Source organism: Enterococcus sp. AZ149 (assembly GCF_051714285.1).
Lineage (GTDB): Bacteria > Bacillota > Bacilli > Lactobacillales > Enterococcaceae > Enterococcus_D > Enterococcus_D entomosocium.
Genome location: NZ_JBIORO010000001.1, coordinates 1,850,863 through 1,875,893, shown reverse-complemented (window position 1 = coordinate 1,875,893; position 25,031 = coordinate 1,850,863). Strand labels below are relative to the sequence as shown.

Sequence of the window (25,031 nt, the reverse complement as noted above, 5' to 3'; positions counted from 1 at the left end):
AGAAAGGAGTTTTACCTATGACTGAAGTGGATCATTTAGAATTGGTCATTATTACTGGGATGAGCGGAGCCGGCAAAACGGTCGCTATCCAGAGTTTTGAAGATATGGGGTACTTTTGTATCGACAATATGCCCCCAAGCTTGATCCCTAAATTTTGGGAACTGATCAAAGAATCAGGAAAAGTGACAAAAATTGCCTTAGTTGTCGATCTGCGTTCAAGATCGTTTTTTGAAGAAATCCAAAGTATGCTGATCGATATTGAAAACACGAATTTTATCGACACACGGATGCTCTTTTTAGATGCATCGGACAATGAATTGGTGTCAAGATACAAAGAAACGAGAAGAGCACATCCTTTGGCGATGGATGGCTTAGTTACGGAAGGCATTCGCAAAGAGCGAGCGATCTTAAACGATTTGAAGACGCGTGCCAGTATTGTTATCGACACAACGTCGTTGACCCCACGGCAACTGAGAGAAAAAATCAATCAAGAATTTCGTGCTTCTCATGAGACAGGGTTTCGTATTGAAATACTTTCGTTTGGCTTCAAGTATGGCTTGCCGATCGATGCTGATATCGTGATGGATGTTCGTTTCTTACCGAATCCCCATTACATTCCAGAGTTGCGTCCTTTAACGGGTAAAGATGAACCCGTGTATGATTACGTCATGTCTTTTCCAGAAACGGAAGAATTCTATCAGCAATTTAGTACACTGTTGCAAACGATCATGCCAGGCTATGTCAAGGAAGGCAAAAGCAGCTTGACGGTGGCTATCGGCTGTACTGGGGGTCAACACCGTTCGGTTGCATTATCGGAGCGCATCGGTGCGGTTTTGGCAGAAGACTATCGCGTCAATATTACTCATCGCGACAAAGATAAGCGCAAAGAGACGGTGAATCGTTCATGAAAATGAAAACGTACCGGATCAGAAAGCCGAAGATCGTTGTGGTAGGTGGCGGAACTGGGTTACCAGTCATCCTGAAGAGCTTGCGGAATCAAGGTGTCGACATCACAGCGATCGTTACGGTCGCTGATGATGGCGGTAGCAGCGGCGAGATCCGCAATTTGGTTTCCTCTATTTCACCACCGGGGGATCTGCGCAATGTTCTGGCGGCTCTATCTGATATGCCGCAATTGTATAATGATATTTTTCAATACCGTTTTAAAGCGGAAGACAAATTTTTAGCCAATCATGCCCTTGGGAACTTGATTATTGCGGCGATTGCTGAAATGCGTAGCAGTACCTATGAAGCCATTCAAATTTTGTCGAAAATCATGCATATCGATGGACGAGTATATCCTTCCTCAGATCTGCCATTGGTGTTGCACGCTGTTTTTAAAGACGGCACCGAAGCGGTAGGCGAGTCCAAAATCGCGGTTGATCGCAAAACGATCGAACGGGTCTTTGTTCGTAATCAAGAAAATAATGATGAGCCGAAAGCAGCTCGTAAAGTTGTTTCATCAATTATGGAGGCAGATATAATCGTCTTGGGTCCTGGTAGTCTCTTTACTAGTATTTTGCCCAATCTCATGATCAGCGAGATCGGCCAAGCAATGTTAGAAACACAAGCTGAAACGGTTTATATTTGTAATATCATGACCCAAAAAGGTGAAACTGAACACTTTAGTGATGCCGACCATGTGAGAGTCTTGCATCAGCATTTAGGCAAACCCTTTATTGATACGGTGTTAGTCAACACCGAGAAAGTTCCAGAAGGATATATGGACCCAGAGATTTATGATGAATATCTTGTACAAGTGAAACACGATTTCCAAGGACTGCGAGAAGAAGCCAGCCGTGTCATTTCAGCTGACTTTCTGGAGCTTAGAGATGGCGGAGTTTTTCATGACGGAGATAAAGTGATTGAAGAACTTCTACGTATCGTTTACGGGGCCAAAATCTAAGAAAGGAGGGATTTTTTTATGTCCTTTGCAGCAGAAGTAAAAAAAGAATTGACTGCATTAGAAGTTCATCGCGAACATGCCAAGGCAGAACTGGCAGCTTTGATTCGGATGAATGGGTCATTAAGTATCAACAACCAGCAATTTGTTTTAAACGTTCAAACAGAAAACGCGGCGATTGCCAGACGTATTTACTCTTTACTAAAAGATCATTACGACGTGCGCAGCGAGTTGCTGGTCCGTCGCAAAATGAAATTAAAAAAGAACAACGTCTACATCGTTCGTTTGAAGCAAGAGACAAAGCGCGTGCTTTTGGACTTAGATATCATGGATGGGCTGATGTTTCAAAGCCATGTTTCTGATGAGATCATGGGCAATACTCAAAAAATGCGTTCCTATTTACGAGGGGCTTTCATGGCATCAGGATCGATCAACAATCCAGAAACCAGCCGCTATCACTTAGAGATTTATTCAATCTACGAGGAGCATAACCAAGATATTTGCGATATGCTAAACGCATATGGTTTGAATGCCCGTGCATTAGAACGTAGAAATGGGTATATTTCTTACTTGAAAGGCGCTGAGAAAATCGCTGATTTTTTGACACTGATCGGTGCCACCAATTCCATGTTGAAATTCGAGGACGTGCGGATCGTGCGAGACATGCGTAACTCAGTCAACCGTTTGGTGAATTGTGAAACCGCCAATATGAACAAAACGATCGACGCTGCTTCGAAGCAGATCGACAATATCGAGTTTATTCAAGATCGAGTTGGCTTGCAAGCTCTACCTGAAAAGCTGCAAGAAATCGCCGAATTACGTTTGGAACATCCCGAGGTCAGCTTGAAAGAGCTAGGAGAAATGATTCCATCAGGAGCGATCTCGAAATCAGGGATCAATCATCGCATTCGAAAAATCAACGAATTTGCCGATCATCTTCGTGAACAAGTCAGCTAGTCGAATGGAATAAAAATGAATCAAAAGAGCAGGAGCAGATTTGACGTGGATGTTCGCGTCAAATCTGCTCCTGCTCTTTTATTTGTGGTTACTCATTGATCAATGCAGTTAATTCCTCAGCAGTGATCGATTCATCAAAAATGTGCCCATCTAAGATAATCGTTGGCACAAATTGAATGTTGGCGTTTTTCGCTTCTTCCACAATTTCTCCGGCGATCGCAGGATGATTTTGTTCAGATAGCCCTAAGGTATTTTTCGCATATTCTGCCACTTCATTTAAAGATAAATGACCCCATTCGTCTTGTGTTTGATAAATTTTTGTAATCTCAGCGATCGTTGCCTGAGGATCTGTACTGGAAACAAACCGATGCATCACATTGCCTCGTTGCAATGATTCTTTTTCTTTGTCGAATAATTTGATGACACGGCGTAGTTTCCCAGCTGTGACAGCTTCACTTAAGATCGGTAACGATTCCTCAAACCATTGCCGACAATAAGGACAACGCAAATTCATAAATTCGACGATCGGTTTAGCGGAAGGGTCTCCGATATGTATCCCTGTTACCGCATTTGTTTCTTGTGCTTTGATGATTGAAATATCCATTAAGATTCCTCCTTTTTCTTTTAGTTTACCGAAGTTTCTACTGAAAGAAAAGCCTCAGGTCTTTTGATCCGAGTCTGTGAAATGAGGAGGGAAATTAGCTAAATACTATGTATTTCGTTTCACGAAATAAAGAAAATTACCCAGCCGGTGCTTTTATATTCCTTGATTTTCAGCTATAATGAATTGTGTTTTATTGTGCAAAATGATGATTAAAGGAAGTTATATAGATGAGAAAAAGAAAAACAATGGATGGCAATACGGCAGCTGCCTATATTTCCTATGCCTTTACGGAACTTGCGGCGATCTATCCGATAACCCCTAGTTCAACCATGGCTGAATTAGTGGATCAGTGGTCTGCTCAGGGAAAGCATAATCTTTTTGGGCAGCCGGTGAAAGTGGTTGAAATGCAATCTGAAGCAGGGGCGGCGGGTGTGGTTCACGGCTCATTAAAAACCGGTGCCTTAACGACGACCTATACGGCATCTCAGGGACTTTTGTTAATGGTACCAAATATGTACAAGATTGCTGGGGAAATGCTGCCAGGCGTCTTTCATGTCGCCAGCCGAGCAGTAACAACCAATGCCTTGAATATTTTCGGAGATCATACCGACGTAATGGCCACTCGACAAACAGGCTTTGCTATGCTAGCGGAAAGCAGTGTTCAAGAAGTAATGGATTTAGCGCCAGTCGCTCATTTAGCAGCAATTGAAGCCAACATTCCATTTTTAAACTTTTTTGATGGTTTCCGAACCAGTCACGAGATTCAAAAAATCGAGGTGCTGGACTATGAAGAACTCGCACAACTGGTTAATCATGAAAAGTTGGCTGCTTTTCGTCAAAAAGCGATGAATCCGAATCACCCAACAACGAGTGGGACGAATCAAAATCCTGATATCCATTTTCAACAGCGGGAAACGATCAATCAGCACTATCAAACATTGCCTGAGATCGTTCGTTTTTACATGAAGAAAATCAATGCTTTAAGAGGAACCAACTATGATTTAGTGGATTATTATGGTGCTGCGGACGCCGAAGAAGTTATCGTTTCGATGGGGTCCTCGACGCAAACGATCCAGCAAACGGTGGATCATTTGTGCGCTTCTGGACGCAAGGTGGGAGTCTTGTCGATCCATCTGTATCGACCATTCCCATTAGAAGTCTTCTTAGAAAAAATGCCTGCTACCGTCAAAAGTATCGCTGTATTGGATCGCAGCAAAGAACCTGGTGCCAACGGAGAGTCTTTGCTTTTGGATGTGCAAAGTGCCATGTATGATGCAGCGATTCGGCCGACGATCATTGGTGGACGCTATGGTCTTGGGTCAAAAGATGTAACGCCTGATCAAATCGTTGCCGTTTATGACGAATTGATTAAGCCAAAAGCGAGCCAAAAGAAACGCTTCACCATTGGGATCACGGATGATGTGACGCAATTGTCGTTGCGCTCAAAAGGCACGCTAGATCTAACTGATCCATCCACCTTCCAAGCGAAATTCTGGGGATTCGGCTCTGATGGGACCGTTGGGGCGAATAAGTCAGCAATCAAAATCATCGGTGATCATACCGAAAAATATGTGCAAGGCTATTTCCACTATGATTCGAAAAAATCTGGTGGTCTAACGGTTTCCCATCTGCGATTTGGGGATACCCCCATTCGTTCTACCTATCTGATCGAACACGCGGATTTCGTTGCATGTCATACGCCTGCGTATTTGCATACGTATGATTTGCTGAAAGGACTCAAAAAAGGCGGAACCTTTTTATTAAATACGACCTGGTCACAAGAGCAAATTTTAAATAATCTACCGAAGAAGATGAAACGTTATCTTGCTGAAAACGAGATCCGTTTTTATACCATCAACGCCATGCAGTTGGCAATGGAAGTTGGCTTAGGTGGGCGGATCAATACCGCGATGGAAACAGCCTTCTTTTACTTGGCAAACATCATTCCGACCGAGGAAATCTTGCCGATTTTAAAAGAAGAGGCGCTGAAAAGTTATCGGCACAAATCGATGGCGATCGTTGAAAAGAACCAAGCAGCCATTGATCGCACCATCGAATTATTACAAGAAATCCCTGTTCCAAGCGAGTGGGCAACAATCGAAGTGCCGGAAAGGACATCCACTGCTATGACACAATTTGTGCGGGAAATTGTGGAACCCATCAACCGTCAAGAAGGCAATCAACTATCCGTCGGCACCCTCGTAAGGAACCAAATGACTGAAGGGGTGATCCCTGTCGGGACAACAGCGGTTGAGAAGCGGGGCATCGCTGTTGAAGTGCCCGAGTGGCTATCAGATCGCTGTACCATGTGCAATGAGTGTGCCTTCGTCTGTCCTCATGCGGCGATCCGCCCGTTTTTGGCAGATGAAGATGAATTAACCGAAGCACCGGAAGGCTTTATCGTCAGAGAGATGCGAGGAGCGAACGGCCAAAAATATCGAATTCAAGTTTCCGTTGAAGATTGTACAGGTTGCGGCCTTTGTGTGGAGGCATGTCCCGCCAAAGGGAAAGCCTTGACGATGCGTCCTTACGAAGAACAAAAAGAGCAAGCTTTAAATTGGGCTTTTGCGATGACTTTACGCCAAAAGGAAAATCCAGCAAAACCAGGAACTGTTTTGGGCTCCCAATTCAATAAGCCCTTATTGGAGTTCTCTGGTGCTTGTGCGGGCTGTGGGGAAACCCCTTATGTCAAACTTCTGACCCAAATGTTTGGTGATCGCATGATGATCGCCAATGCGACCGGTTGCTCTTCGATTTGGGGTGGAACCTCACCAGTATCCCCTTATACAACCAATCACTTAGGACGGGGTCCAGCTTGGTCAAACTCGCTGTTTGAAGACAATGCCGAATATGGCTATGGCATGTTCTTAGCCAACCAAACCCGACGGGAGAAATTAGCAGCCCAGTTGCAGTCATTGAAAGCCGCTGTATCAGAAGAATTGCAGGCTTTGATTGATGATTGGGACCTTCATCGAGAAGAAAGTGCTGGGACACAGCAGCGAGCAGCAAAATTGATCGCCGCCTTAGAAGCTGAGGCTTCCACGACACCTCAGCTGAACAAAATCCTGCAGGAAAAAGATTTGTTTGTTAAGCCAAGCCAATGGATGATAGGTGGCGATGGCTGGGCGTATGATATTGGGTTTGGCGGTATCGATCATGTTCTCGCTTCTGGTGCAGATGTCAATATTCTTGTGTTAGATAATGAAGTTTATTCCAATACGGGGGGGCAAGTCTCCAAAGCGACACCAACTTCGGCTATTGCTAAATTCGCTGCTAGTGGCAAGTTTGTTTCCAAAAAAGATTTAGGAATGATGGCGATGACCTACGGACATGTCTACGTCGCACAAATCGCATCTGGTGCTAATCAAATGCAAACGATCAAAGCCTTTGAAGAAGCCGAGCAGTTCCCGGGACCGTCAATCATCATTGCCTATACGCCATGTATCACTCACGGTCTTGCTGGCGGAATGCGTCAATCCTTGAAAGAAGCGCAAGAAGCAGTTGCATCAGGGTATTGGAGTCTCTACCGCTATAACCCGCTGTTGGCAGAAAATGGGAAACAGCCAATGACGCTCGATTTCAAAAAGCCAGCATTTGATCAAATGCCTGCCTTTATGCAGACCCAAGTCCGATTTGCTTCCTTGCAGTCTGCCAATCCCAATGCGGCGCAAGCCTTGTTTGAAAAAACCGTTTCAGATGCGAAAACTCGTTTCTATAACTATGCCCGCTTAGCAGGTCAAGAAGAAAAAATTCGAGCAAAGCTTGAAAAAAATGTAAGTACTGATACAGAAGAACCAATGGCAGTAAAAACGGAGCGTGTGCGAAGAGAAAAACAGCCGTTAAGCGAAGAACAGCTCGCTGAAAGAGCAGCACGGCGTGCAGCGCGCGCAAAACGTCGTCAGCAAGAATAATCGCTAGCTGAGGAACGACCCTGGAAAAACGCTTTATCACGTTTTTTCAGGGTCGTTTGTTGTTTTTCCTATGAAATGCGTGCAAGAAGCTCTTTTAGATGAAATCTTCTAAGACCTTTAACAAACAATGATTTCATGATAATGGTAAACTAAATAAAAGAGCTGTTTATTTTTTCAAAACTTTTTCATAAATTTGTTTTTTTTCAAATCTTTGAAGAGGTCCTATGTTATACTATTATCTGAAGTCTTAAGAATAAAGGAAGGCTGTTTATGTTGATAAATTTCAGGGATTTTTTTAATTTAGATTATTGGAGAGAATTGCTCTCATTTGATATATTTTCTTGGTCTTTTTTAGTAAATGTTTTAGATGTGATCGTTGTTTGGTACTTGGTTTATAAGCTTATCCAGCTTGTGCGAGGGACAAAAGCGATCCAGTTGTTCAAAGGAGTCGGACTGTTCATTGTTCTAAGGTTTTTGGCTGGTATCGTAGGATTAAAGACGCTATCTTGGTTGATGGATCAAGTCATTACTTATGGGGTGATCGCCGCAATTGTTATTTTCCAACCAGAAATTCGACGGGGGCTAGAGCATCTTGGACGCAGCTCTTTCTTCAAGACTTCTAAAAACGAAAAACGGCGGGATGAAGTTTTGGTCCAAGCACTGGACAAAGCTGTTCAATATATGGCAAAACGAAAGATCGGTGCATTGATCACGATCGAGCGGACGACTGGTTTAGAAGAATACATCGAAACTGGGATTCCCTTAGATGCGGATGTGACGGGCGAACTACTGATCAATATTTTTATTCCTAATACACCGCTGCATGATGGTGCAGTCATTTTAAGAGATGATAAGATCGCTGTTGCTAGTGCCTACTTGCCATTGTCAGAAAGTCCACTGATTCCGAAAGAATTCGGGACACGTCATAGAGCAGCTGTTGGGATATCAGAAGTCAGTGACGCATTGACCATTATCGTCTCAGAAGAAACCGGCGACGTTAGTATTACGCTAAATAATCGCATGCTGACTGAACTTTCTCGCCAAGAGTATCTCGACGTGTTGAATCGCGAATTAGTTCCGGAAGAAAAACCTGGCAAACGCAACTTGCTGCAATCTTTCTTTGAAGGGGTCAACAAAGGAGGAAGAAAATGATCAAGAAAGAGCGTCGTCAAAACGTATTTTATGGTATACTAGCGCTGTTCTTTAGTCTGGTTTTGTTTTTCATCGCCAGCGGATCAAGCCTGCAAGTCAATCTTGCGGGAACATCAAATCCTTATGAGGAAGAGATCGAAAATGTACCGATTCAGACCACCTACGACACGGATGAATACTTCATCCAAGGATTTGAAACAACAGTGGATGTGACTTTATCTAGTCGAAACCGTGTACAATTGAATGCAGAACGTAGTGAGGAAACACGGAGCTTTCGAGTCGTAGCTGATTTGACTGGGCTCGATGAAGGAACCCATGAGGTCCCTTTAGAAGTAAAAAATCTTAGTTCAAGCGTCACAGCTGAAATCGAACCAAAAACAGTCACTGTGACGATCGAGAAAAAAGTGACCCAAACGTTTACCGTTGAACCCGTCATCTCCACTGACGGAGCAACGAGTGGTTACGGCGTCGATTCAATGAGTGTCGATCCGCAGAAAGTAGAAATCACAACTGGCGATCAAACATTAGCTGAAATCGACCGAGTGGTAGCGATCGTAAATCCAGATGATATCACTGGGGATTCGATCACTGTCAATGGAACCATCGAAGCCTGGGATAGCGACAACAATCCATTAGCGATCATCGCGGATCCTGATTCGGTAGATGTTGCATTGGTGATGGAGGCTCCAAGCAAAGAAATTGAATTGTTTGTTACACAACAAGGGACAACTCCAGACGGGATCTCCCATTACATTTATCGCATGAGCAGTATCAGTGCCGTTCTGACAGGACCACAAAGTATCTTGGATGAAACCCAACAGATCGGTGTGCCGGTGGACGTTAGTGAGATCACGACAACGACGGAACGGACAGTAACCATTCCAGTGCCTGAAGGGACAACAATCAATCCAACGGTCGTGACGATCCAAATCACACCGGTTGCAGAAGCTACTACGGAGAATCAATCAAACAATGATAGCAATGAAGCAGTGAATAGTGAGAATTCTCAAGACAACTCTTCAACAGTCGACACGACGAACGAACAAACAGAGAATTCCGCAAGCAGCACGACGACAAGTAGTTCTTAGTCGTTTGACTGTAGAGAATGAATAAGAGAGGTTATTAAAATGGGAAAATATTTTGGTACTGATGGTGTTAGAGGAGAAGCTAACAAGGAATTGACACCTGAGTTAGCATTTAAATTGGGGCGTTACGGCGGCTATGTACTAAGTCAACATGAAACCGGGGACCGTCGTCCTCGCGTATTGGTTGGGCGAGACACACGAATTTCTGGACAAATGCTAGAAAGCGCATTGATTGCTGGTTTGTTATCCGTTGGGATCGAGGTATTTCAATTAGGCGTTATTTCCACACCAGGAGTGGCATACTTGACGAAAGTACAAAAAGCAAGCGCAGGTGTGATGATCTCTGCCTCTCACAATCCTGCACAAGACAATGGGATCAAGTTCTTCGGAAATGATGGCTTTAAATTAGTCGATGAACAAGAAGCTGAAATTGAAGCATTGCTTGATGCGCCGGAAGATACACTTCCTCGACCTTCTGCCGATGGCTTAGGAACGGTGGATGAGTTCCCAGAAGGGTTATTGAAATACTCTCAATTTCTACGTCAAACGATTCCTGACGATTTAGAAGGGATCACGGTTTGTGTCGATGCAGCAAATGGCGCAACAGCTACAAGCGTCAATCGTTTGTTTGCCGATCTAGAAACAGAATTCTTCACAATGGGAACTTCCCCAGATGGGTTGAACATCAATGATGGTGTTGGTTCGACTCACCCCGAAACATTAGCCGAATTCGTCGTTGAAAAAGGGGCCGATGCTGGTCTTGCATTTGATGGAGATGGCGATCGGGTCATCGCAGTTGATGAACTAGGAAATATCGTTGATGGCGATAAGATCATGTATATCTGTGCAAAATATTTAGCAGAACAAAAACGCTTGAACCAAGGAACGATCGTTACAACAGTCATGAGCAATTTAGGGTTCCACAAAGCAGTGGAAGCAATTGGTCTGAAAGATGTGATCACACAAGTCGGTGACCGTTATGTCGTAGAAGAAATGCGTAAAAACGATTATAATTTCGGTGGCGAGCAATCAGGGCATATGATTTTCTTGGATTTCAATACGACAGGTGACGGTTTACTATCAGGAATTCAACTATTGAATATCATGAAACAAACGGGCAAGAAACTGTCGGAATTAGCAGGAGAGGTAACGATCTATCCACAAAAACTTGTCAACATTCGAGTGACAGATAAAAATGGTGCGATGGATGTTCCAGCTATCCGTAAAATCGTGGAAGAGACAGAAGCAGAAATGAACGGTGAAGGCCGGATCTTGGTTCGTCCTTCAGGAACAGAACCATTGCTTCGGGTGATGGCAGAAGCACCAACCATTGAAAAAGTCGATTACTATGTTGAAAAAATCGCAGCGGTCGTTCGAGAAGAAATCGGTGCGGAATAAATGAAGAAGTAAGACGATCAAAGATATTCTTTGGTCGTCTTTTTTGTCTACTTACCAGCAAGAAGCCAACTTGCGAACTAGAGAAACTTGTCAACGAATTTGTCGACAACGCTTAAAAGGGAACACGCCGTGGGCAAGCCTTGCGAAGTATAGTTGCTTTTAAAAGTCTTTTCGGATTTGTTGGGCAGAAAACAAGAAAAAAGAACCCCTATGAACGATCGAGTCATCGAACGAGGAGTTCTTTTTATTAAACAGAAGATAACCAATTCGGTTTCAGTTTTTTAAAAAACTATTCAACGGTAACGGATTTTGCTAAGTTTCTTGGTTTATCAACATCGAATCCACGTTGTAAAGTAGCAAAGTATGCTAGCAGTTGCGTTGGAACGACTGCCACTAAGCTGGTTACCAATGGGTGGACGTTTGGCAAGATGATTTGATCGGTCGCTTTTGCTAACTCTTGGTTAACGATCACAAGGGTATGAGCCCCACGAGATTCGACTTCTTTCAAATTGCCTCGCGTATGAGAGCCAGTCACTTCTTCCGTGATCACACCAATCACTGGTGTACCTTCTTCGATCAACGCGATGGTGCCGTGTTTTAATTCACCAGCCGCAAAGCCTTCCGCTTGGATATAAGAAATTTCTTTTAATTTCAATGCCGCTTCCATCGATACATAGTAATCATTCCCGCGACCAATGTAAAACGCATTGCGGGTTTCGGAAAGAAAATCTTCAGCAAATTGACTGATAACGGCTTTTTCATCCACTAAAGCCTCCATTGCAGAAGCAACGATGCTTAGTTCATGGAAGACATCAAAGTCCAATGCTTCAGGGACGGCTTTTTCATCACCAATGGCTTTTGCTAATAAGGTCATGACAGCGATCTGTCCGGTATATGCTTTTGTAGAGGCAACGGCGATTTCTGGACCAGCATGAAGCAATAAGGTATGGTTCGCTTCTCGAGAAAGAGTAGAACCAGCAACATTGGTAATCGTGAGACTAGGAAGACCTAACTGGTTGATCGTCACTAATACTTGACGGCTATCTGCCGTTTCACCACTTTGTGATAAGAACAAGAAGAAGGGTTTTGCTGACAACAATGGCATGTTGTAGCCAAACTCACTAGATAAGTGAACCTCAACAGGGATCTGTGTTAGCTTTTCTAAAATGGATTTTGCTGCCCAACCAGCATGATTACTGGTACCACATGCGATGATGTAGATTCGATCGCTAGCTAAAAGTTCGTTTTTTAACGCTGGATCGATTACTACTTCACCGGATTCTCCTTGATATTCTTGGATCAAGCGGCGCATCACGGTTGGTTGATCATCGATTTCTTTTAACATGTAGTAAGGGTACGTTCCTTTTTCGATGTCAGTCAGATCTAGTTGTGCTTCATAAGATTCACGGTACACAAGGTTTCCTTTTGGATCTTCGAGTTCGATCGCATCGGCTGTTACGGTCACCATTTCGCCATCTTCGATCTCAACAAAATGAGTCGTTTGATCGAGCATTGCTAAGGCATCGCTGCAAATGACATTAAATCCATCTCCCAAACCGATCAATAAGGGACTTTTATTTTTAGCAACATAAATGGTTTCTGGATCTTTTTTTTCTACTAAAGCAAAGGCATAAGAGCCGCGAATCAAGGACAAAGCTTTTTTAAAGGCCGCTTTGGTCGTGCTGTTGTCTTGCTCTTTCAACACTTCAATCAAATGAACAACGATTTCGGTATCTGTTTGACCTTCAAACTGGTGGTTGCTTAAATATTCTTGATGAAGCTCTTCAAAGTTTTCGATCACACCATTATGAACCAAAACGAGTGCTTGGTTTGCCGAAGTGTGAGGATGAGCATTCATTTCTGATGGCTTGCCATGGGTCGCCCAACGGGTATGTCCGATACCGATCGTTCCTGTTACTTCAGAAGTCACTTTTTCTTCCAAGTTTTTGATTCTTCCTTGGGCTTTCACTAAATGATCCGAAGTCCGATCAGCGACATAAAGGCCTGCTGAGTCATAGCCCCGATACTCTAAGCGTTCCAATCCGTTTAAAATAATTCGTTCTGCATTTGATTTTCCTACGATTCCTACAATTCCACACATAATGATAATCCTACTTTCAAAAAATTTAGTTTGGCATTATGTATTTCTATCTGCGCAGCAAGTCTTTGTCATCATCTTACGATGAGATTTGTTCTTGCCTGTAGAGTGCAGTCCCTAGAGTCATCCGCCGAATGTTTCGATAAACTCTTTCCTCGTCATCTGTTTCCAGATCAGGCGCTATCCATATTGGTCTATCTATCCTCCTTGTGAAATATTTTATAGAAATACAAGCAATATCATAATATTTATTCCTGTTTCTGTCAACTGTAAGTTATATGAAAATAATTGGTATAGTTATTGGTAAGGTTGATTTGAACCAGTCTAAAGGGAATCAAAATAGCTGACATAGCTTTGTCGAATAAGATTCCCAAGAAATTTCCTCATAAAGCTATGCTTTTTTTTTTAAGTTCGCTACAATAAAAAAGTAAGAAAGTGAGGGAATGAAATGCCAGAATTTGTAAATTGTATGACTTTTTCAGAGCTAAAGAAAATAGTAGCTGCGATAGAAAAAGATCCTAATGTCACAGATGAAACAAAGGTCATGTTGGATACGGGCTGGGACAGCTTGCAAGAAATTTTACCCGGATCAGTCACCGTGGAAACCGCGCAAACATTCAAAGTCCAGGATGAACTAACAAAGGAATTTTTTGGCGGCTACGTCTTAGCTGAAAAAAGCGAGAAATTTGATGCGGTTGGTGACGAAGAAGCAGTGATCGTCATCAAAAATCTATACTAAATTATGGGAAAGGCGAAAAGTTAGGTGGGAAAATGAATAAAAGAAGATGGATCGCAGCGGCGATCGCAGCAGGGTTATTTATCTGCTCGGGGGTTTTTTCAGTAATCACAAATCGTCCAGAGCAAGAGGAAACTCAAACGCTGCAAGGTTTAAATGCTTTGTTCTACGGAAGTAATGCGATCGAAGAGACAACGTTAGTTGCCGGAGATCAAGACAATCGCATTGTTCGCTTATCTTTAGAAGGAACGATCGCCAGCAGCTCCAGTGGCGGCTTATTCACAACAGAATCTTATGATCATCAGCGATTTTTAGAAGAACTACGGATGATCCAAGAAGATCCAACTATTGGGGGCATCTTGATGGAAGTCAATACCCCAGGAGGCGGCGTCTATGAAAGTGCCGAGATTGCTCGTGAATTAGCAAAAATCAAAGAGTTAGGGATTCCGATGTATGTCAGTATGAAAAACATGGCAGCCAGTGGCGGTTATTATATTTCGGCAGGTGCTGATAAAATTTTCGCAACGGATGAAACGATTACCGGTTCGATCGGAGTGATCATGTCGGGGCTCAACTATGCCGGCTTATTCGAAAAGCTAGGGATCGAAGACAATACGTATAAAAGTGGTGCACTAAAAGATGTAGGTTCAGCAACGAGAGAGCCAACAGAAGCCGATAAAGAAGTCTTGCAGACCTATGTCGACAATGCTTATGGTCGGTTCGTTAAAATTGTGGCTGAAGGACGCGGCATGACAGAAGAAGCCGTTAGAAAGATCGCTGATGGCCGCATCTATGATGGTCAGCAAGCAGTGTCTGTTGGCTTAGTGGATGAAATCGGTTTTCCTGAAGATACATTAGCAGCAATGCAAGCAGATCTAGGCTTGGAAGATGCAGAGATTTTCAGCTATGACGTTTCATCTACTGGATTTGCTTCTACTTGGTTAGGTTCAAGTTTAGCCGAACTGCAAGGACTAAAAGAATCAAATACAGAACGAGTGATCCAATTGATGGAAAGCCTAGGAACAAGCGATGCCCCTAAACCTCTTTATTACTATGGAGGTGAATAACTATGACAGATAAAAACAAGTATTCCGCTGCCGCATCGTCAACAGATGACAATCACACAAGTACATCAATCGATCAAAGGGAACAGCGCGAAACCTCCACACCGTCAACCGGTCATACGGATGTACGAACTGAAGCGCAGGTTTCAGAAACAGCCGAACCAGTAAACGCCAGCAAAGCGATGAAGAACGCACAAGTAAACCATCCCGATGATTTTTATCAACAAGTCTTGACGTCTTTTCAAGAAGAAGAGTATAACCAAAGTGAAATCGAAGAAAGACAAAAAGCGTGGCAACATTTTGAAGAACCTGAAAAACAGACCGAAGACAAACGGTTCTTTAATGACTTTCCTAGCTACTTTTTTGCCGGTTTTTGGATACGTCTGTTTGCTTTTTTAGTGGATCTTCTAGTGATCCGGGCAATCACGCAAATAACGATCGGCAGTATCTATAATCTAGCGAATCTAACGGCAACTAACCAGCGGTTTGGACTTTACAACGTCTGTGCCTTAGCGATCTATCTGGGCTATTTTGTTCTGATGACGAAGCTGAATCATGGCCAAACAATTGGGAAAATGCTCTTTGGCATCCGCGTTATTTCTTTTGTAGAAGAAGAACTCAGTTGGCAAACGGTCTTGATCCGCGAACTTTGCGGGCGCTATGTGCTGCAATTCAATGTTTTCTTTTATCTCGGTTATTTACCAATCGTCTTTAATAAAAATAAGCAGCAGGCTGCGGATTATTTTGCAGAAACAAGTGTGGTAACCATCAATTTGATCAAGGCCTTTAATAAACAGGTGGATGCCAATCACGTAATGATTGGTGCACAAAACTAACTAGCAGATCAAGCAATTAGTAAAGGAGGGGTCGTGAATGGGTGAGACGATTGATTTCCCGGGACCAAATGAGCGGCTTCGTCTGGCGGCAGAAAAAGCCTACCAGTCAAAAGAGTTTTTGCAGGCTTTTCGTTTGTACAATGAACTTTATCAAAAAAACGCCAGTTTTGAGATCAATCAATGGCTCGTGGAATGCTTGCAACAGCTGAATGATTTTGCCAAAGCGTTAGATCTTGCGGAAGACTATCTAGATGATTATTTGAAACAAACTGATGGTTTTTTACAAATTGGTCATCTGCTGATCTTGGATGGTCAATACTTAAAAACTCGGCGCTGGCTTACATTAGGTCAGAAAACAAAAATTCCAAAACGCTATCAGGAACAGTTGGCTAGTGAACTAGCTAAAGTAGAAGAAGTACAACAAATTTTAGGATTGGAAGATTTTCATGGGAAACGCAAGCATTTACGCGCATTAGATGAAGCCAATCAACCGGTGAGTGCAACAGAGTGGCACGTTTTTACCCAAGCAATTACCAAATCACAATTTATCTCGCTGATGCATGACACGTTGGCTTCCATCAAAAATCCGTATTTGCTACCTAAATTAGTGGATGAGCTCGTGCGTCTTGAAGTGGACGAACCTTTTGACCTAATCGATTACCTTGGGAATATGCAGCAAATCGTTCCGAAAGAATTGAAACTTTTACAGGAGGATGACGCTGTTAAAGCGATCCATAAAGCGATCGAAGAAACGATCGCCCAAGAGGACCCGATTTTAGCGGAAAGTGTCTCAGCAGAAATCGATGATCATTTAGCGATAAGTTACCCGTTTTTACCGGCAAAAGAAGAGGCAAACGCATGGGTGGCAAGCTACATTGAAGATTATCGCGGGTTATTTGAAGAAAAAGAACAGCCAAAAGCAGACAATGAAATAGAAGAACGCAAACGACACTTGCGCAATATCCTACGTTTGAGCATTCGCTGAAAGAAAAATTCGCAACTTTCATGGTAAAATGTTTACAATTAAACAACGTTAGTGTACTATTTAAAGGTATGCATGAAGCTATTTCATATGTAAATCAATTAATATTCGGAGGGAAATAAATGACTGCAAAATGGGAAAAAACAGGCACCAATGATGGTGTTTTGACATTTACGATCGCTCAAGCGGAAATCCAAAAAGGCTTGACGACTGCATTCAATAAAGTGAAAGGCAATCTTAACGTACCTGGCTTCCGTAAAGGGAAAGTTTCACGCCAAGTATTTAACCGTATGTACGGCGAAGAAGCGTTGTATGAAGATGCATTGAACGCTGTTCTTCCAGAAGCTTATGAAGCTGCTGTAAAAGAAGCAGGGATCGATCCTGTTTCGCAACCAAAAATCGACGTTGACAGCATGGAAAAAGGTCAAGACTGGGTAATCAAAGCAGAAGTTACTGTAAAACCTGAAGTAAAACTTGGTGATTACAAAGATTTAACTGTTGAAAAACAAGACCGTGAAGTAACAGAAGAAGACGTTGATGCACGCATCAAACGCGAACAAGAAGCACAAGCTGAATTAGTTATCAAAGAAGACGAAGCAGCTGAAAATGGCGACACAGTCGTTATCGACTTTGAAGGCTTCTTAGGAGAAGAAACATTTGAAGGCGGCAAAGGTGAAAACTACTCACTTGAACTTGGCTCAAACTCATTCATCCCTGGTTTTGAAGAACAATTAGTAGGAACAAAAGCTGGCGATAGCAAAGACGTTACCGTGACTTTCCCAGAAGATTATCAAGCAGAAGATTTAGCTGGTAAAGAAGCAGTCTTCAAAGTAACGGTTCACGAAGTAAAAGCAAAAGAACTTCCTGAATTAGATGATGAATTCGCAAAAGACGTTGATGACAGCGTTGAATCATTAGCGGAATTAAAAGAAAAATATCGTGCTGAATTGACTGAAACAAAAGAAAAAGCAGCAGAAGATGCAAAAGATGAAGCTGCGATCCGTCAAGCAGTTGAAAACGCAGAAATCGTTGAATTACCACATTCAATGGTACATGATGAAGTACACCGTTCAATGGATGAGTTCTTGAACAATATGCAACGTCAAGGAATCTCACCTGAAATGTATTATCAATTAACTGGTTCAACTGAAGCAGACCTTCACACACAATTTGAAGGCGAAGCAGAAACACGCGTGAAAACAAACCTTGTCATTGAAGCAATCGCTAAAGAAGAAGGTTTGGAAGCAACAGAAGAAGATATCGAAAAAGAAATCAAAGAACTTTCTGAAGCTTACAATATGCCAGTGGATCAAATCAAACGCGTCTTAACAGAAGACATGTTGAAACACGATATTACAATGAAAAAAGCAGTTGAACTTGTAACAGGCACTGCAAAAGAAGCGTAGTCAAAACTCTTAAAAACGGCGAACATCTAGTGGTGTTGGCCGTTTTTTCATGGGAGTAAATAGGGGATATTTCGGAATTACTAACAAATGATAAGAAAACGTTAGGCAAAGTAAAAATGACTTTTTCTTTCAAAAAAGTTATGATATGATTGTTTAAGACTGCAAAGTTAGTAAACCAAATTCCACTCCTTTAAATAGGTTGGAAAATTTTCAAGGGGTGAACAGTATGTACGATAATACAAACGGTAATGAAGCTGTTCGTTGTTCTTTTTGCGGAAAAACGCAAGAAGAGGTGAAAAAGATCGTTGCAGGGCCTGGGGTCTATATCTGTAATGAGTGCATTGATTTGTGCAAAGAAATCATTGATGAAGAGTTTTACGAAGAAGCAGTTCGGGAGTTTACCGAAGTGCCGAAACCGCAAGAACTATTGAATGTCCTCAATGAATATGTGATTGGACAAGATCGTGCCAAACGAACATTGGCTGTAGCGGTTTATAATCACTATAAACGCGTCAATGTAGAAACGACAGCTGAAGATGTGGAGTTACAGAAAAGCAATATTTGCTTGATCGGGCCAACAGGTTCAGGTAAAACATTTTTGGCACAAACGCTAGCACGTTCACTGAATGTGCCTTTTGCAATCGCTGATGCAACCAGTTTAACAGAAGCCGGCTATGTCGGTGAAGATGTGGAAAATATTCTTTTGAAGCTTTTACAAGCTGCTGATTATAATGTAGAAATGGCTGAAAAAGGGATTATCTATATTGATGAGATCGATAAAATCGCCCGTAAGAGTGAAAATGTATCGATTACTCGTGATGTCTCCGGTGAAGGTGTTCAGCAAGCTTTGCTGAAAATCCTAGAAGGAACCACTGCTAGTGTGCCGCCTCAAGGGGGACGGAAACATCCGCATCAAGAGATGATCCAAATCGATACGACCAATATTCTCTTTATCGTTGGTGGGGCGTTTGACGGGATCGAAACAATTGTTAAAAACCGCTTAGGTGAAAAAACCATTGGGTTTGGTACAAACAACAAACGTCTTGAAGAAGGCGAGAGCGTGATGCAACAGATCATTCCTGAAGATTTGCTTAAATTCGGTTTGATCCCTGAATTTATCGGCCGTTTGCCAGTGATGGCTGCTTTAGAGAAATTGACGGTAGATGATTTAGTGCATATTTTGACTGAACCAAAAAATGCCCTTGTCAAACAATATCAAAAATTGATGGCATTAGATGACACAGAACTCGAATTTGAGCCAGAGGCTTTACGTGCGATTGCTGCGCAAGCAATTGAGCGAAACACCGGTGCTCGTGGATTACGTTCGATCATCGAAAATATCATGATGGAAGTCATGTTCAATGTTCCTTCTGATGAGTCGATTCAAAAAGTCACTATTACGGAAGAAGCTGCGAAAGGACTTGGCGAACCAAAAATCATTTACAATGAAGAGACAAAAAAAGCAGTCTAATCGAGACCAAGTCGGATAGTTTCATTGCTATCCGGCTTTCTTTTTGAAAAAAATGAAAAGGAGCGATCCAATGAAAGTACATGAAGCTGAGATCGTCATTAGTGCTGTTTCACCAGCACAATACCCAGATACACCCTTACCGGAGATTGCCTTAGCAGGGCGCTCCAATGTCGGTAAATCTTCCTTTATCAATACATTGATTAACCGTAAAAACTTAGCCCGAACCTCGTCAAAACCGGGGAAAACCCAAACATTGAATTTTTATTTGATTGAAAATACGCTGCATTTTGTCGATGTCCCTGGCTATGGCTATGCAAAAGTATCAAAAACCGAGCGAGCAAAATGGGGAAAAATGATTGAAACGTACCTCGAACAAAGAGAGCAGCTGCGAGCAGTAGTATCTTTGGTAGATTTGCGCCATGCACCTTCCCAAGAAGATGTTCAAATGTATGAATTTTTAAAGTATTATGAGATCCCTGTGATCGTTGTTGCCACCAAAGCAGACAAAATCCCTCGTGGGAAATGGAATAAGCATGAAAGTATGATCAAAAAAGCGTTGTCCTTTGATCCAGCTGATACGTTCATTCTTTTTTCTTCCATTACCAAACAAGGAAAAGAAGAAGCATGGAAAGCCATCGAAGCAGCAATCAAATAATTTTGAATAAAGAAACGAAGCGAGCAAGTCGCTCCCTTCGTTTTTTTGCTTTTTAAAAGTAAAAATTGGGGATTTAGGCTATTCTACGGAGCGTAGAGTGCCAAATTTGCCCAATTTTAGCGAAAATCTCCTTAATATTTGTTAAACTTGTAACAAGGAGGTGTGGTCGAATGCATGAAACATTAAGTAAAAAATTAAAAAAGTATCGATCAAGACATAACTTAACCCAGAAGGAATTAGCTGCGAGGTTATTTGTTTCTGATAAGGCCATTTCAAAATGGGAACGAGGAAATGGGTTGCCAGACATCGAGACATTGGTTCGTCTCGCCGATTTATTAGGCACTCCAGTGGAAGAGCTATTAAAAGAAAAGAAAGAAACCTACTATTATGAATACAAAAGTGAACGGAGGGTTCTACGGCTTCCGTTAATGCACATTTTGATTCCCAATTTATTCTTATTACTGAATCAAGTGACGAGCGTTCGAGAGTTTTTTGTTCTGATGAAAGAGGTACCCACTGCGTCTGGCTGGTTCTGTCTTGGCGTTAAAGCCAAAGGGGTCATTGCTATGGGGCTTATCAGTTTGGGACTGCTATCGATCGGTGTTATGTCCTTTGGCGCGTTGGCAATCGGGACCATCAGCATCGGCGCGTTCGCTTTTGGTCATTTCTGTTTTGCCTTGCTCGTTGGTATAGGAAATATCGCCGTTGGATCGGTTGTTGTTGGAAATGTTGGTATCGGATTACTTGCATTAGGAAATGTTGCTGTTGCATGGATTGGAGTTGCAAATTATGGTGTAGGGAGTTTTATGGCTGTTTTGCCATCGAGTGCAACGGCAAAGGATTTCAATCATGCGATTCAGCAACTGCTAGCGACAGACATCCCGGATTTGATCAAAACCACTTTTTTTGAACCAATGATTCGCTTTACTCAATCCCCAATCGTGGTAGCTGGCTTTGTGGTCACGATCCTAGCAGGCGTCGTTTTCATTCTTTGTCTGGTGATTATCGGCTTGATTCGCTTACGGCAAAGTGTTTTATATGAAGAGTTGTAATGTGAGAAGGAGGATCAGATTCTGATTCTCCCAGATAAGTTGATTTGGTCGCTCATTTCTTAGCTAAAAAGGTAAAAAAGGCAAGGACCTCACAGTCCTGTGCCTTTTTTGTTAGTCTGCTTTTTTTATATTATTTGCTTTTTTTTGCTCTTTTTCATCATCAGGTTCGTTTTTTAAGAAACGCTCAATGTCCTTTTCCTGCTTTTTATTGTCTTTGTCGTTATCGGGAAGAAAGGCAAAATCATCAAACATTTTATCTAGCGAGTCTTCTCGTTGGAATTTTAAGCCCATAAGGTTCACCTCCAAGCGCCTTTAGTTTACCACGAACGGTCGTAGATTTCACCAAAAAAAAGCGAAATAGTGTTCAATCGTTTCTCCCTTTACTATAATTAAAGAAAGGGGATAGAAAAGAGGGATAGCGATGATCAAAACTGAAAAAATTTACGGCTTTCTACAATCGACACAAATGGAAGCATCACAGTTGCGTTTGTTGATTGAAAATTGGTTCGCTTTGGTTCGTCTTAGCTATCAGCCGACGGAATACTATTACAATCAGCAAGAAAAGAAACCTTATGATTTTGATGAGGTCAGTCAACTGCTGCATAGCGCCCCTGAAGAAATCAATACTGAATTGATTGTGACGGACGGCCAAAATGAGTCCAGTATCCATATCATTCAAGAGGCTGTTTTACAACGGCACCTGTTTACGAAAGACGTATTCTCCACACAGAAAACAGTGATTTTAAGTTACTTCGATGAAACGATGCAAAGAGATGGAATGTTTGGCTATTTGCGTTCATATGATGAGTACCTGATGCATAACGTCGAGCGAATCGAGAAAAGACAAAATTTTCAATCGATTGCTGAAATCAACGCGTTACCGAAGCGGAAAAATTTTGAACAAGAGATCGTTATTGATTGCAATCAATTTGCTGGGTACGATGTTTTTTACAATGGCTACACACTGACCTCTTGTTGGCGAATGTACTTTTCGGTATTCTATGCCCGTATTATTCCTCAGGTGATCATTACGGATGCGCAACAAGTCGAGCAGGTCCAAGTTAGAGATCAGGGAATCGTGATGGTGGAATTGTATCGCGATCCGTTTCAGTGGGATCACGAGTTGAATCTTTCATACCAGCGTTTGTTTCGCGATCAAACTGGGATCGATCAATTGACATGGGATAATGGCGTCGGTATTTTGAGGGAACCATATATTGAGTACGCCTTTGGCGACCAATTGATCCAAACCATCCAGTACCAAAATGATCGGCTGCAGCCGACGACTAAGCGTAACGCGACACATTTCGTCACTCGAAGCTTCGATTTGGTGAACGAAGAGTACCAGGAGCGACGGGTGAAAGGTTACTTGAATGCACAAGCGTATTTTCCTTGGATCGACCAAGATCGGTTGCGCATGATGGATTATATTGTATTAAAACCGGAATTGACTGTAGATGATGGGGTCGAGGCATATGCCTTTTATATTCGGAATCACCTCGAAATTGATTACTCAGAGGATCGCTTTAAAGACTACACAGCTTGCTTACAATTTTATTTACCAGAAACAGCCTTGAAGGAGCTGCCGATAGACGGATTGAAAGCAGCGATGCCGGATGTTCATTTTGGGTATTTGCACCGCACGCGCAAATATACGTGGGTTAACCTAAAGAAGGATGGGAAAAAACTACGAGTGTATTTTATGAATACCCAAAAGCTAGTCGAACAGCAGCTCTTTACCAATCAAGAATGAAAAAGACCCGCAAGATCACGAGGATCTTGCGGGTCTTTTCAATTAGGCAGCTTGTTCAGGCGCTTTTTTCAACAAACCGAATACAACGCCAGAAACGATCGCACCGATTAAGATGAATAGCAAGAACAAAATTGGTTTAGATAATAATAGAACAACAAAGATCCCACCATGTGGTGCCATTAATTGGATATCAAAGGCACCGACAAGCGCACCAGTCAGTGCAGAACCAACGATAAAGCTTGGGATCGCCCGCAATGGATCTGCTGCTGCAAATGGGATCGCACCTTCTGTGACGAAGGATAGCCCCATGACGATGTTTGTTAAACCAGCTTCTTTTTGGTCTTTGGTGAATTTATTTTTAAACAATAACGTTGCGACAAAGATTGCCAATGGAGGAACCATTCCGCCCGCCATTACAGATGCCATCACGACGCTACCACCTTCAGCAACGGTCGTTGCCAATGTTGCAGTACCGAAAACATAAGCGGCTTTGTTGATTGGGCCACCTAGATCGGCTGCCATCATTGCTGCTAACAAAGCACCAAGTAAAGCGGCGTTGGTACCACTTAAGCCAGTCAAGAAGCTATTCAAACCGTCATTGATGGCTTTCATTGGCACGTTGATCAGTAACATCAAGAAGCCAGTGATCAATAGGCCGAAAACAGGGTAGAAGAGGATCGTTTTGATTCCTTCTAATGATTTTGGTAAACCTTTGAATAATGAACGCAAGAACTTGATGACATAACCAGCTAAGAAACCGCCAATCAATGCTCCTAAGAATCCAGCACCACCCGTATTTGCTAGGGCACCTGCTGCGAAACCGACGATCAATCCAGGTCGGTCACTGATACTTGAAGCGATGAAACCAGCTAAGACAGGTAGCATAAAACCAAATGCCGCGCTACCGATTTGGTTGAACCAAGAAGCGGCTTGGTTGTAGTTTCCTAATTGACTCAAGGCATCTTGAGGGACACCCATGAACTGGTCCACCATGAAGGAAATAGCGATCATGATTCCACCGGCAATAACAAATGGTAACATGTGAGAAACACCATTCATCAAATCTTTATAGATTCGTTGACCGACTGAACCATCAGCAGAAGCGTCCTCTTTATCAGAAGCTTGGCCACTACCGTGAAAAACAGGAGCAGTTCCGCTCAATGCTTCATTGATTAATTGCTCGGTTTTACGGATACCATCGCTCACAGGACGGTTTACTAAATGTTTGCCGTCAAAGCGATCCATTTCAACTTTTTTATCGGCAGCTACGATCACACCAGCAGCTCGGGCGATATCAGCTTCTGTTAAACGATTTTTGATTCCTTCTGAACCATTTGTTTCGACTTTGATGTCAACACCAAGTTCTTTGGCTTTCTTTTTCAAAGCATCTTCTGCCATGTAGGTGTGGGCGATCCCTGTCGGGCAAGCTGTAACTGCGACGATATAGGGACGTTCGCTAGCAGGTGCTGCTTCTTGGTTTGCCGCTTCTTCTGCTAAAGCATCGGCTTCTTGCTGTGCCTCAGCTTCTGAGAAAAGTTGTTGTACTTGATCAGCAGTTGTCGCTGTTTTTAGTTTAGCAACGAAATCTGGATCGATCAATAAGCGAGATAGAGCTGCTAACGCTTGTAAATGAGTATCATTTGCTCCTTCTGGTGCTGCGATCATAAAGAAGAGGTACGTTGGTTGTCCATCTAACGCCTCATAGTCGACACCCGCATTACTCTTTGCGAATAAAACCGTCGCTTCTTTGACTGCACTGTTTTTGGCATGGGGCATTGCGATGCCGTCACCTAACCCTGTTGAGGTTTGGGCTTCTCGGGCAAGAATTCCTTCTTTGTAGATTTCGACATCTGAAATCCGTCCGACAGCATATAATTTTGCTACCATTTCATCAATGGCACCTTTTTTGTCTGTTGCTTGCAAGTCCATGATCATGGCATCTTTCAGCATCAACTCATTGATTTTCAT

The 25,031-nt window shown here is 42.6% G+C and carries 20 protein-coding genes; 16 read left to right on the top strand and 4 right to left on the bottom strand.

From position 1 onward, the window contains the following. Positions 1 to 17 precede the first annotated feature (17 nt). The 3 genes from rapZ to whiA are packed head-to-tail and all read left to right on the top strand — an operon-like array spanning position 18 to position 2,860. On the top strand, positions 18 to 908 hold the full coding sequence (rapZ, locus tag IGI94_RS08780; RefSeq protein ID WP_016611873.1) for an RNase adapter RapZ: 891 nt from the start codon (positions 18 to 20) through the stop codon (positions 906 to 908). Then, positions 905 to 1,906 (top strand): gluconeogenesis factor YvcK family protein, encoded by a 1,002-nt coding sequence (locus tag IGI94_RS08775; protein ID WP_438899636.1) that lies wholly within the window; start codon positions 905 to 907, stop codon positions 1,904 to 1,906. The genes rapZ and IGI94_RS08775 overlap by 4 nt, the downstream gene beginning before the upstream one ends. Before the next feature lie 18 nt (positions 1,907 to 1,924). Next, on the top strand, positions 1,925 to 2,860 hold the full coding sequence (gene whiA / locus IGI94_RS08770; RefSeq protein WP_005235679.1) for a DNA-binding protein WhiA: 936 nt from the start codon (positions 1,925 to 1,927) through the stop codon (positions 2,858 to 2,860). Positions 2,861 to 2,948: 88 nt separating this feature from the next. Here whiA and IGI94_RS08765 read toward each other — a convergent pair whose 3' ends face one another. Further along, positions 2,949 to 3,464 (bottom strand): DsbA family protein, encoded by a 516-nt coding sequence (locus tag IGI94_RS08765; RefSeq protein ID WP_016611872.1) that lies wholly within the window; start codon positions 3,462 to 3,464, stop codon positions 2,949 to 2,951. 227 nt (positions 3,465 to 3,691) lie between these two features. Here IGI94_RS08765 and nifJ point away from each other — a divergent pair, with 227 nt between their 5' ends. The 4 genes from nifJ to glmM all read left to right on the top strand — a co-directional run bounded on the left by nifJ (position 3,692) and on the right by glmM (position 11,010). Further along, positions 3,692 to 7,375: a pyruvate:ferredoxin (flavodoxin) oxidoreductase gene (gene nifJ, locus IGI94_RS08760; protein WP_438899635.1), complete on the top strand. Its 3,684-nt coding sequence runs from the start codon at positions 3,692 to 3,694 to the stop codon at positions 7,373 to 7,375. Positions 7,376 to 7,645: 270 nt separating this feature from the next. Next, positions 7,646 to 8,527, top strand: a complete 882-nt coding sequence (gene cdaA, locus IGI94_RS08755; RefSeq protein WP_005235688.1) for a diadenylate cyclase CdaA — start codon at positions 7,646 to 7,648, stop codon at positions 8,525 to 8,527. Further along, entirely contained in the window at positions 8,524 to 9,615 is a 1,092-nt protein-coding gene (locus IGI94_RS08750) for a CdaR family protein (RefSeq protein WP_005235690.1), read from the top strand. The genes cdaA and IGI94_RS08750 overlap by 4 nt, the downstream gene beginning before the upstream one ends. 39 nt (positions 9,616 to 9,654) lie before the next feature. Further along, positions 9,655 to 11,010, top strand: coding sequence for a phosphoglucosamine mutase (glmM, locus tag IGI94_RS08745; RefSeq protein WP_008382200.1), 1,356 nt, complete (start codon positions 9,655 to 9,657; stop codon positions 11,008 to 11,010). Between the two features lie 289 nt (positions 11,011 to 11,299). On the opposite strand, the gene glmS is transcribed toward glmM, so the two are convergent. Further along, a complete protein-coding gene (gene glmS, locus IGI94_RS08740; protein WP_438899634.1) occupies positions 11,300 to 13,111 on the bottom strand; it encodes a glutamine--fructose-6-phosphate transaminase (isomerizing) in 1,812 nt (603 codons plus the stop codon). Positions 13,112 to 13,556: 445 nt separating this feature from the next. Here glmS and IGI94_RS08735 point away from each other — a divergent pair, with 445 nt between their 5' ends. The 8 genes from IGI94_RS08735 (at position 13,557) to IGI94_RS08700 (ending at position 21,310) form a co-directional block, all read left to right on the top strand. Further along, complete coding sequence (locus IGI94_RS08735) at positions 13,557 to 13,847, top strand: hypothetical protein (RefSeq protein WP_005235701.1); 291 nt, start codon at positions 13,557 to 13,559, stop codon at positions 13,845 to 13,847. A gap of 32 nt (positions 13,848 to 13,879) precedes the next feature. Then, positions 13,880 to 14,911: a signal peptide peptidase SppA gene (gene sppA, locus IGI94_RS08730; RefSeq protein ID WP_005235703.1), complete on the top strand. Its 1,032-nt coding sequence runs from the start codon at positions 13,880 to 13,882 to the stop codon at positions 14,909 to 14,911. A gap of 2 nt (positions 14,912 to 14,913) precedes the next feature. Next, a complete protein-coding gene (locus tag IGI94_RS08725; protein ID WP_086332413.1) occupies positions 14,914 to 15,744 on the top strand; it encodes an RDD family protein in 831 nt (276 codons plus the stop codon). A 37-nt stretch (positions 15,745 to 15,781) separates the two neighbouring features. Further along, positions 15,782 to 16,729 carry a hypothetical protein gene (locus tag IGI94_RS08720; RefSeq protein ID WP_101699066.1) on the top strand — a complete coding sequence of 316 codons (948 nt, stop codon included), beginning with the start codon at positions 15,782 to 15,784 and terminating at the stop codon, positions 16,727 to 16,729. Between the two features lie 119 nt (positions 16,730 to 16,848). Then, entirely contained in the window at positions 16,849 to 18,132 is a 1,284-nt protein-coding gene (tig, locus tag IGI94_RS08715; RefSeq protein ID WP_005235710.1) for a trigger factor, read from the top strand. 226 nt (positions 18,133 to 18,358) lie between these two features. After that, a complete protein-coding gene (gene clpX / locus IGI94_RS08710; protein ID WP_005235713.1) occupies positions 18,359 to 19,603 on the top strand; it encodes an ATP-dependent Clp protease ATP-binding subunit ClpX in 1,245 nt (414 codons plus the stop codon). A gap of 70 nt (positions 19,604 to 19,673) precedes the next feature. Beyond that, on the top strand, positions 19,674 to 20,258 hold the full coding sequence (gene yihA / locus IGI94_RS08705; RefSeq protein WP_008382206.1) for a ribosome biogenesis GTP-binding protein YihA/YsxC: 585 nt from the start codon (positions 19,674 to 19,676) through the stop codon (positions 20,256 to 20,258). 170 nt (positions 20,259 to 20,428) lie between these two features. After that, positions 20,429 to 21,310, top strand: coding sequence for a helix-turn-helix domain-containing protein (locus tag IGI94_RS08700; protein WP_194199625.1), 882 nt, complete (start codon positions 20,429 to 20,431; stop codon positions 21,308 to 21,310). A gap of 111 nt (positions 21,311 to 21,421) precedes the next feature. Here the strand turns inward: IGI94_RS08700 and IGI94_RS08695 are convergent, their stop codons facing one another. Further along, entirely contained in the window at positions 21,422 to 21,601 is a 180-nt protein-coding gene (locus IGI94_RS08695; RefSeq protein ID WP_008380128.1) for an SPJ_0845 family protein, read from the bottom strand. A 130-nt stretch (positions 21,602 to 21,731) separates the two neighbouring features. Here IGI94_RS08695 and IGI94_RS08690 point away from each other — a divergent pair, with 130 nt between their 5' ends. Continuing rightward, positions 21,732 to 23,063, top strand: coding sequence for a hypothetical protein (locus IGI94_RS08690; protein WP_438899633.1), 1,332 nt, complete (start codon positions 21,732 to 21,734; stop codon positions 23,061 to 23,063). A gap of 42 nt (positions 23,064 to 23,105) precedes the next feature. On the opposite strand, the gene IGI94_RS08685 is transcribed toward IGI94_RS08690, so the two are convergent. After that, entirely contained in the window at positions 23,106 to 25,031 is a 1,926-nt protein-coding gene (locus IGI94_RS08685; protein ID WP_005235722.1) for a PTS fructose transporter subunit IIABC, read from the bottom strand.

Bases quoted from the DNA above. Each gene is read 5' to 3' on its own strand.
- rapZ (WP_016611873.1), top strand. From the start codon at position 18: ATGACTGAAGTGGATCATTTAGAATTGGTCATTATTACTGGGATGAGC.
- nifJ (WP_438899635.1), top strand. From the start codon at position 3,692: ATGAGAAAAAGAAAAACAATGGATGGCAATACGGCAGCTGCCTATATT.
- tig (WP_005235710.1), top strand. From the start codon at position 16,849: ATGACTGCAAAATGGGAAAAAACAGGCACCAATGATGGTGTTTTGACA.
- IGI94_RS08750 (WP_005235690.1), top strand. From the start codon at position 8,524: ATGATCAAGAAAGAGCGTCGTCAAAACGTATTTTATGGTATACTAGCG.
- glmM (WP_008382200.1), top strand. From the start codon at position 9,655: ATGGGAAAATATTTTGGTACTGATGGTGTTAGAGGAGAAGCTAACAAG.
- whiA (WP_005235679.1), top strand. From the start codon at position 1,925: ATGTCCTTTGCAGCAGAAGTAAAAAAAGAATTGACTGCATTAGAAGTT.
- glmS (WP_438899634.1), bottom strand. From the start codon at position 13,111: ATGTGTGGAATTGTAGGAATCGTAGGAAAATCAAATGCAGAACGAATT.
- clpX (WP_005235713.1), top strand. From the start codon at position 18,359: ATGTACGATAATACAAACGGTAATGAAGCTGTTCGTTGTTCTTTTTGC.
- IGI94_RS08725 (WP_086332413.1), top strand. From the start codon at position 14,914: ATGACAGATAAAAACAAGTATTCCGCTGCCGCATCGTCAACAGATGAC.
- IGI94_RS08775 (WP_438899636.1), top strand. From the start codon at position 905: ATGAAAATGAAAACGTACCGGATCAGAAAGCCGAAGATCGTTGTGGTA.
- yihA (WP_008382206.1), top strand. From the start codon at position 19,674: ATGAAAGTACATGAAGCTGAGATCGTCATTAGTGCTGTTTCACCAGCA.
- IGI94_RS08765 (WP_016611872.1), bottom strand. From the start codon at position 3,464: ATGGATATTTCAATCATCAAAGCACAAGAAACAAATGCGGTAACAGGG.
- IGI94_RS08690 (WP_438899633.1), top strand. From the start codon at position 21,732: ATGATCAAAACTGAAAAAATTTACGGCTTTCTACAATCGACACAAATG.
- IGI94_RS08695 (WP_008380128.1), bottom strand. From the start codon at position 21,601: ATGGGCTTAAAATTCCAACGAGAAGACTCGCTAGATAAAATGTTTGAT.
- sppA (WP_005235703.1), top strand. From the start codon at position 13,880: ATGAATAAAAGAAGATGGATCGCAGCGGCGATCGCAGCAGGGTTATTT.
- IGI94_RS08720 (WP_101699066.1), top strand. From the start codon at position 15,782: ATGGGTGAGACGATTGATTTCCCGGGACCAAATGAGCGGCTTCGTCTG.
- IGI94_RS08700 (WP_194199625.1), top strand. From the start codon at position 20,429: ATGCATGAAACATTAAGTAAAAAATTAAAAAAGTATCGATCAAGACAT.
- cdaA (WP_005235688.1), top strand. From the start codon at position 7,646: ATGTTGATAAATTTCAGGGATTTTTTTAATTTAGATTATTGGAGAGAA.
- IGI94_RS08685 (WP_005235722.1), bottom strand. From the start codon at position 25,031: ATGAAAATCAATGAGTTGATGCTGAAAGATGCCATGATCATGGACTTG.
- IGI94_RS08735 (WP_005235701.1), top strand. From the start codon at position 13,557: ATGCCAGAATTTGTAAATTGTATGACTTTTTCAGAGCTAAAGAAAATA.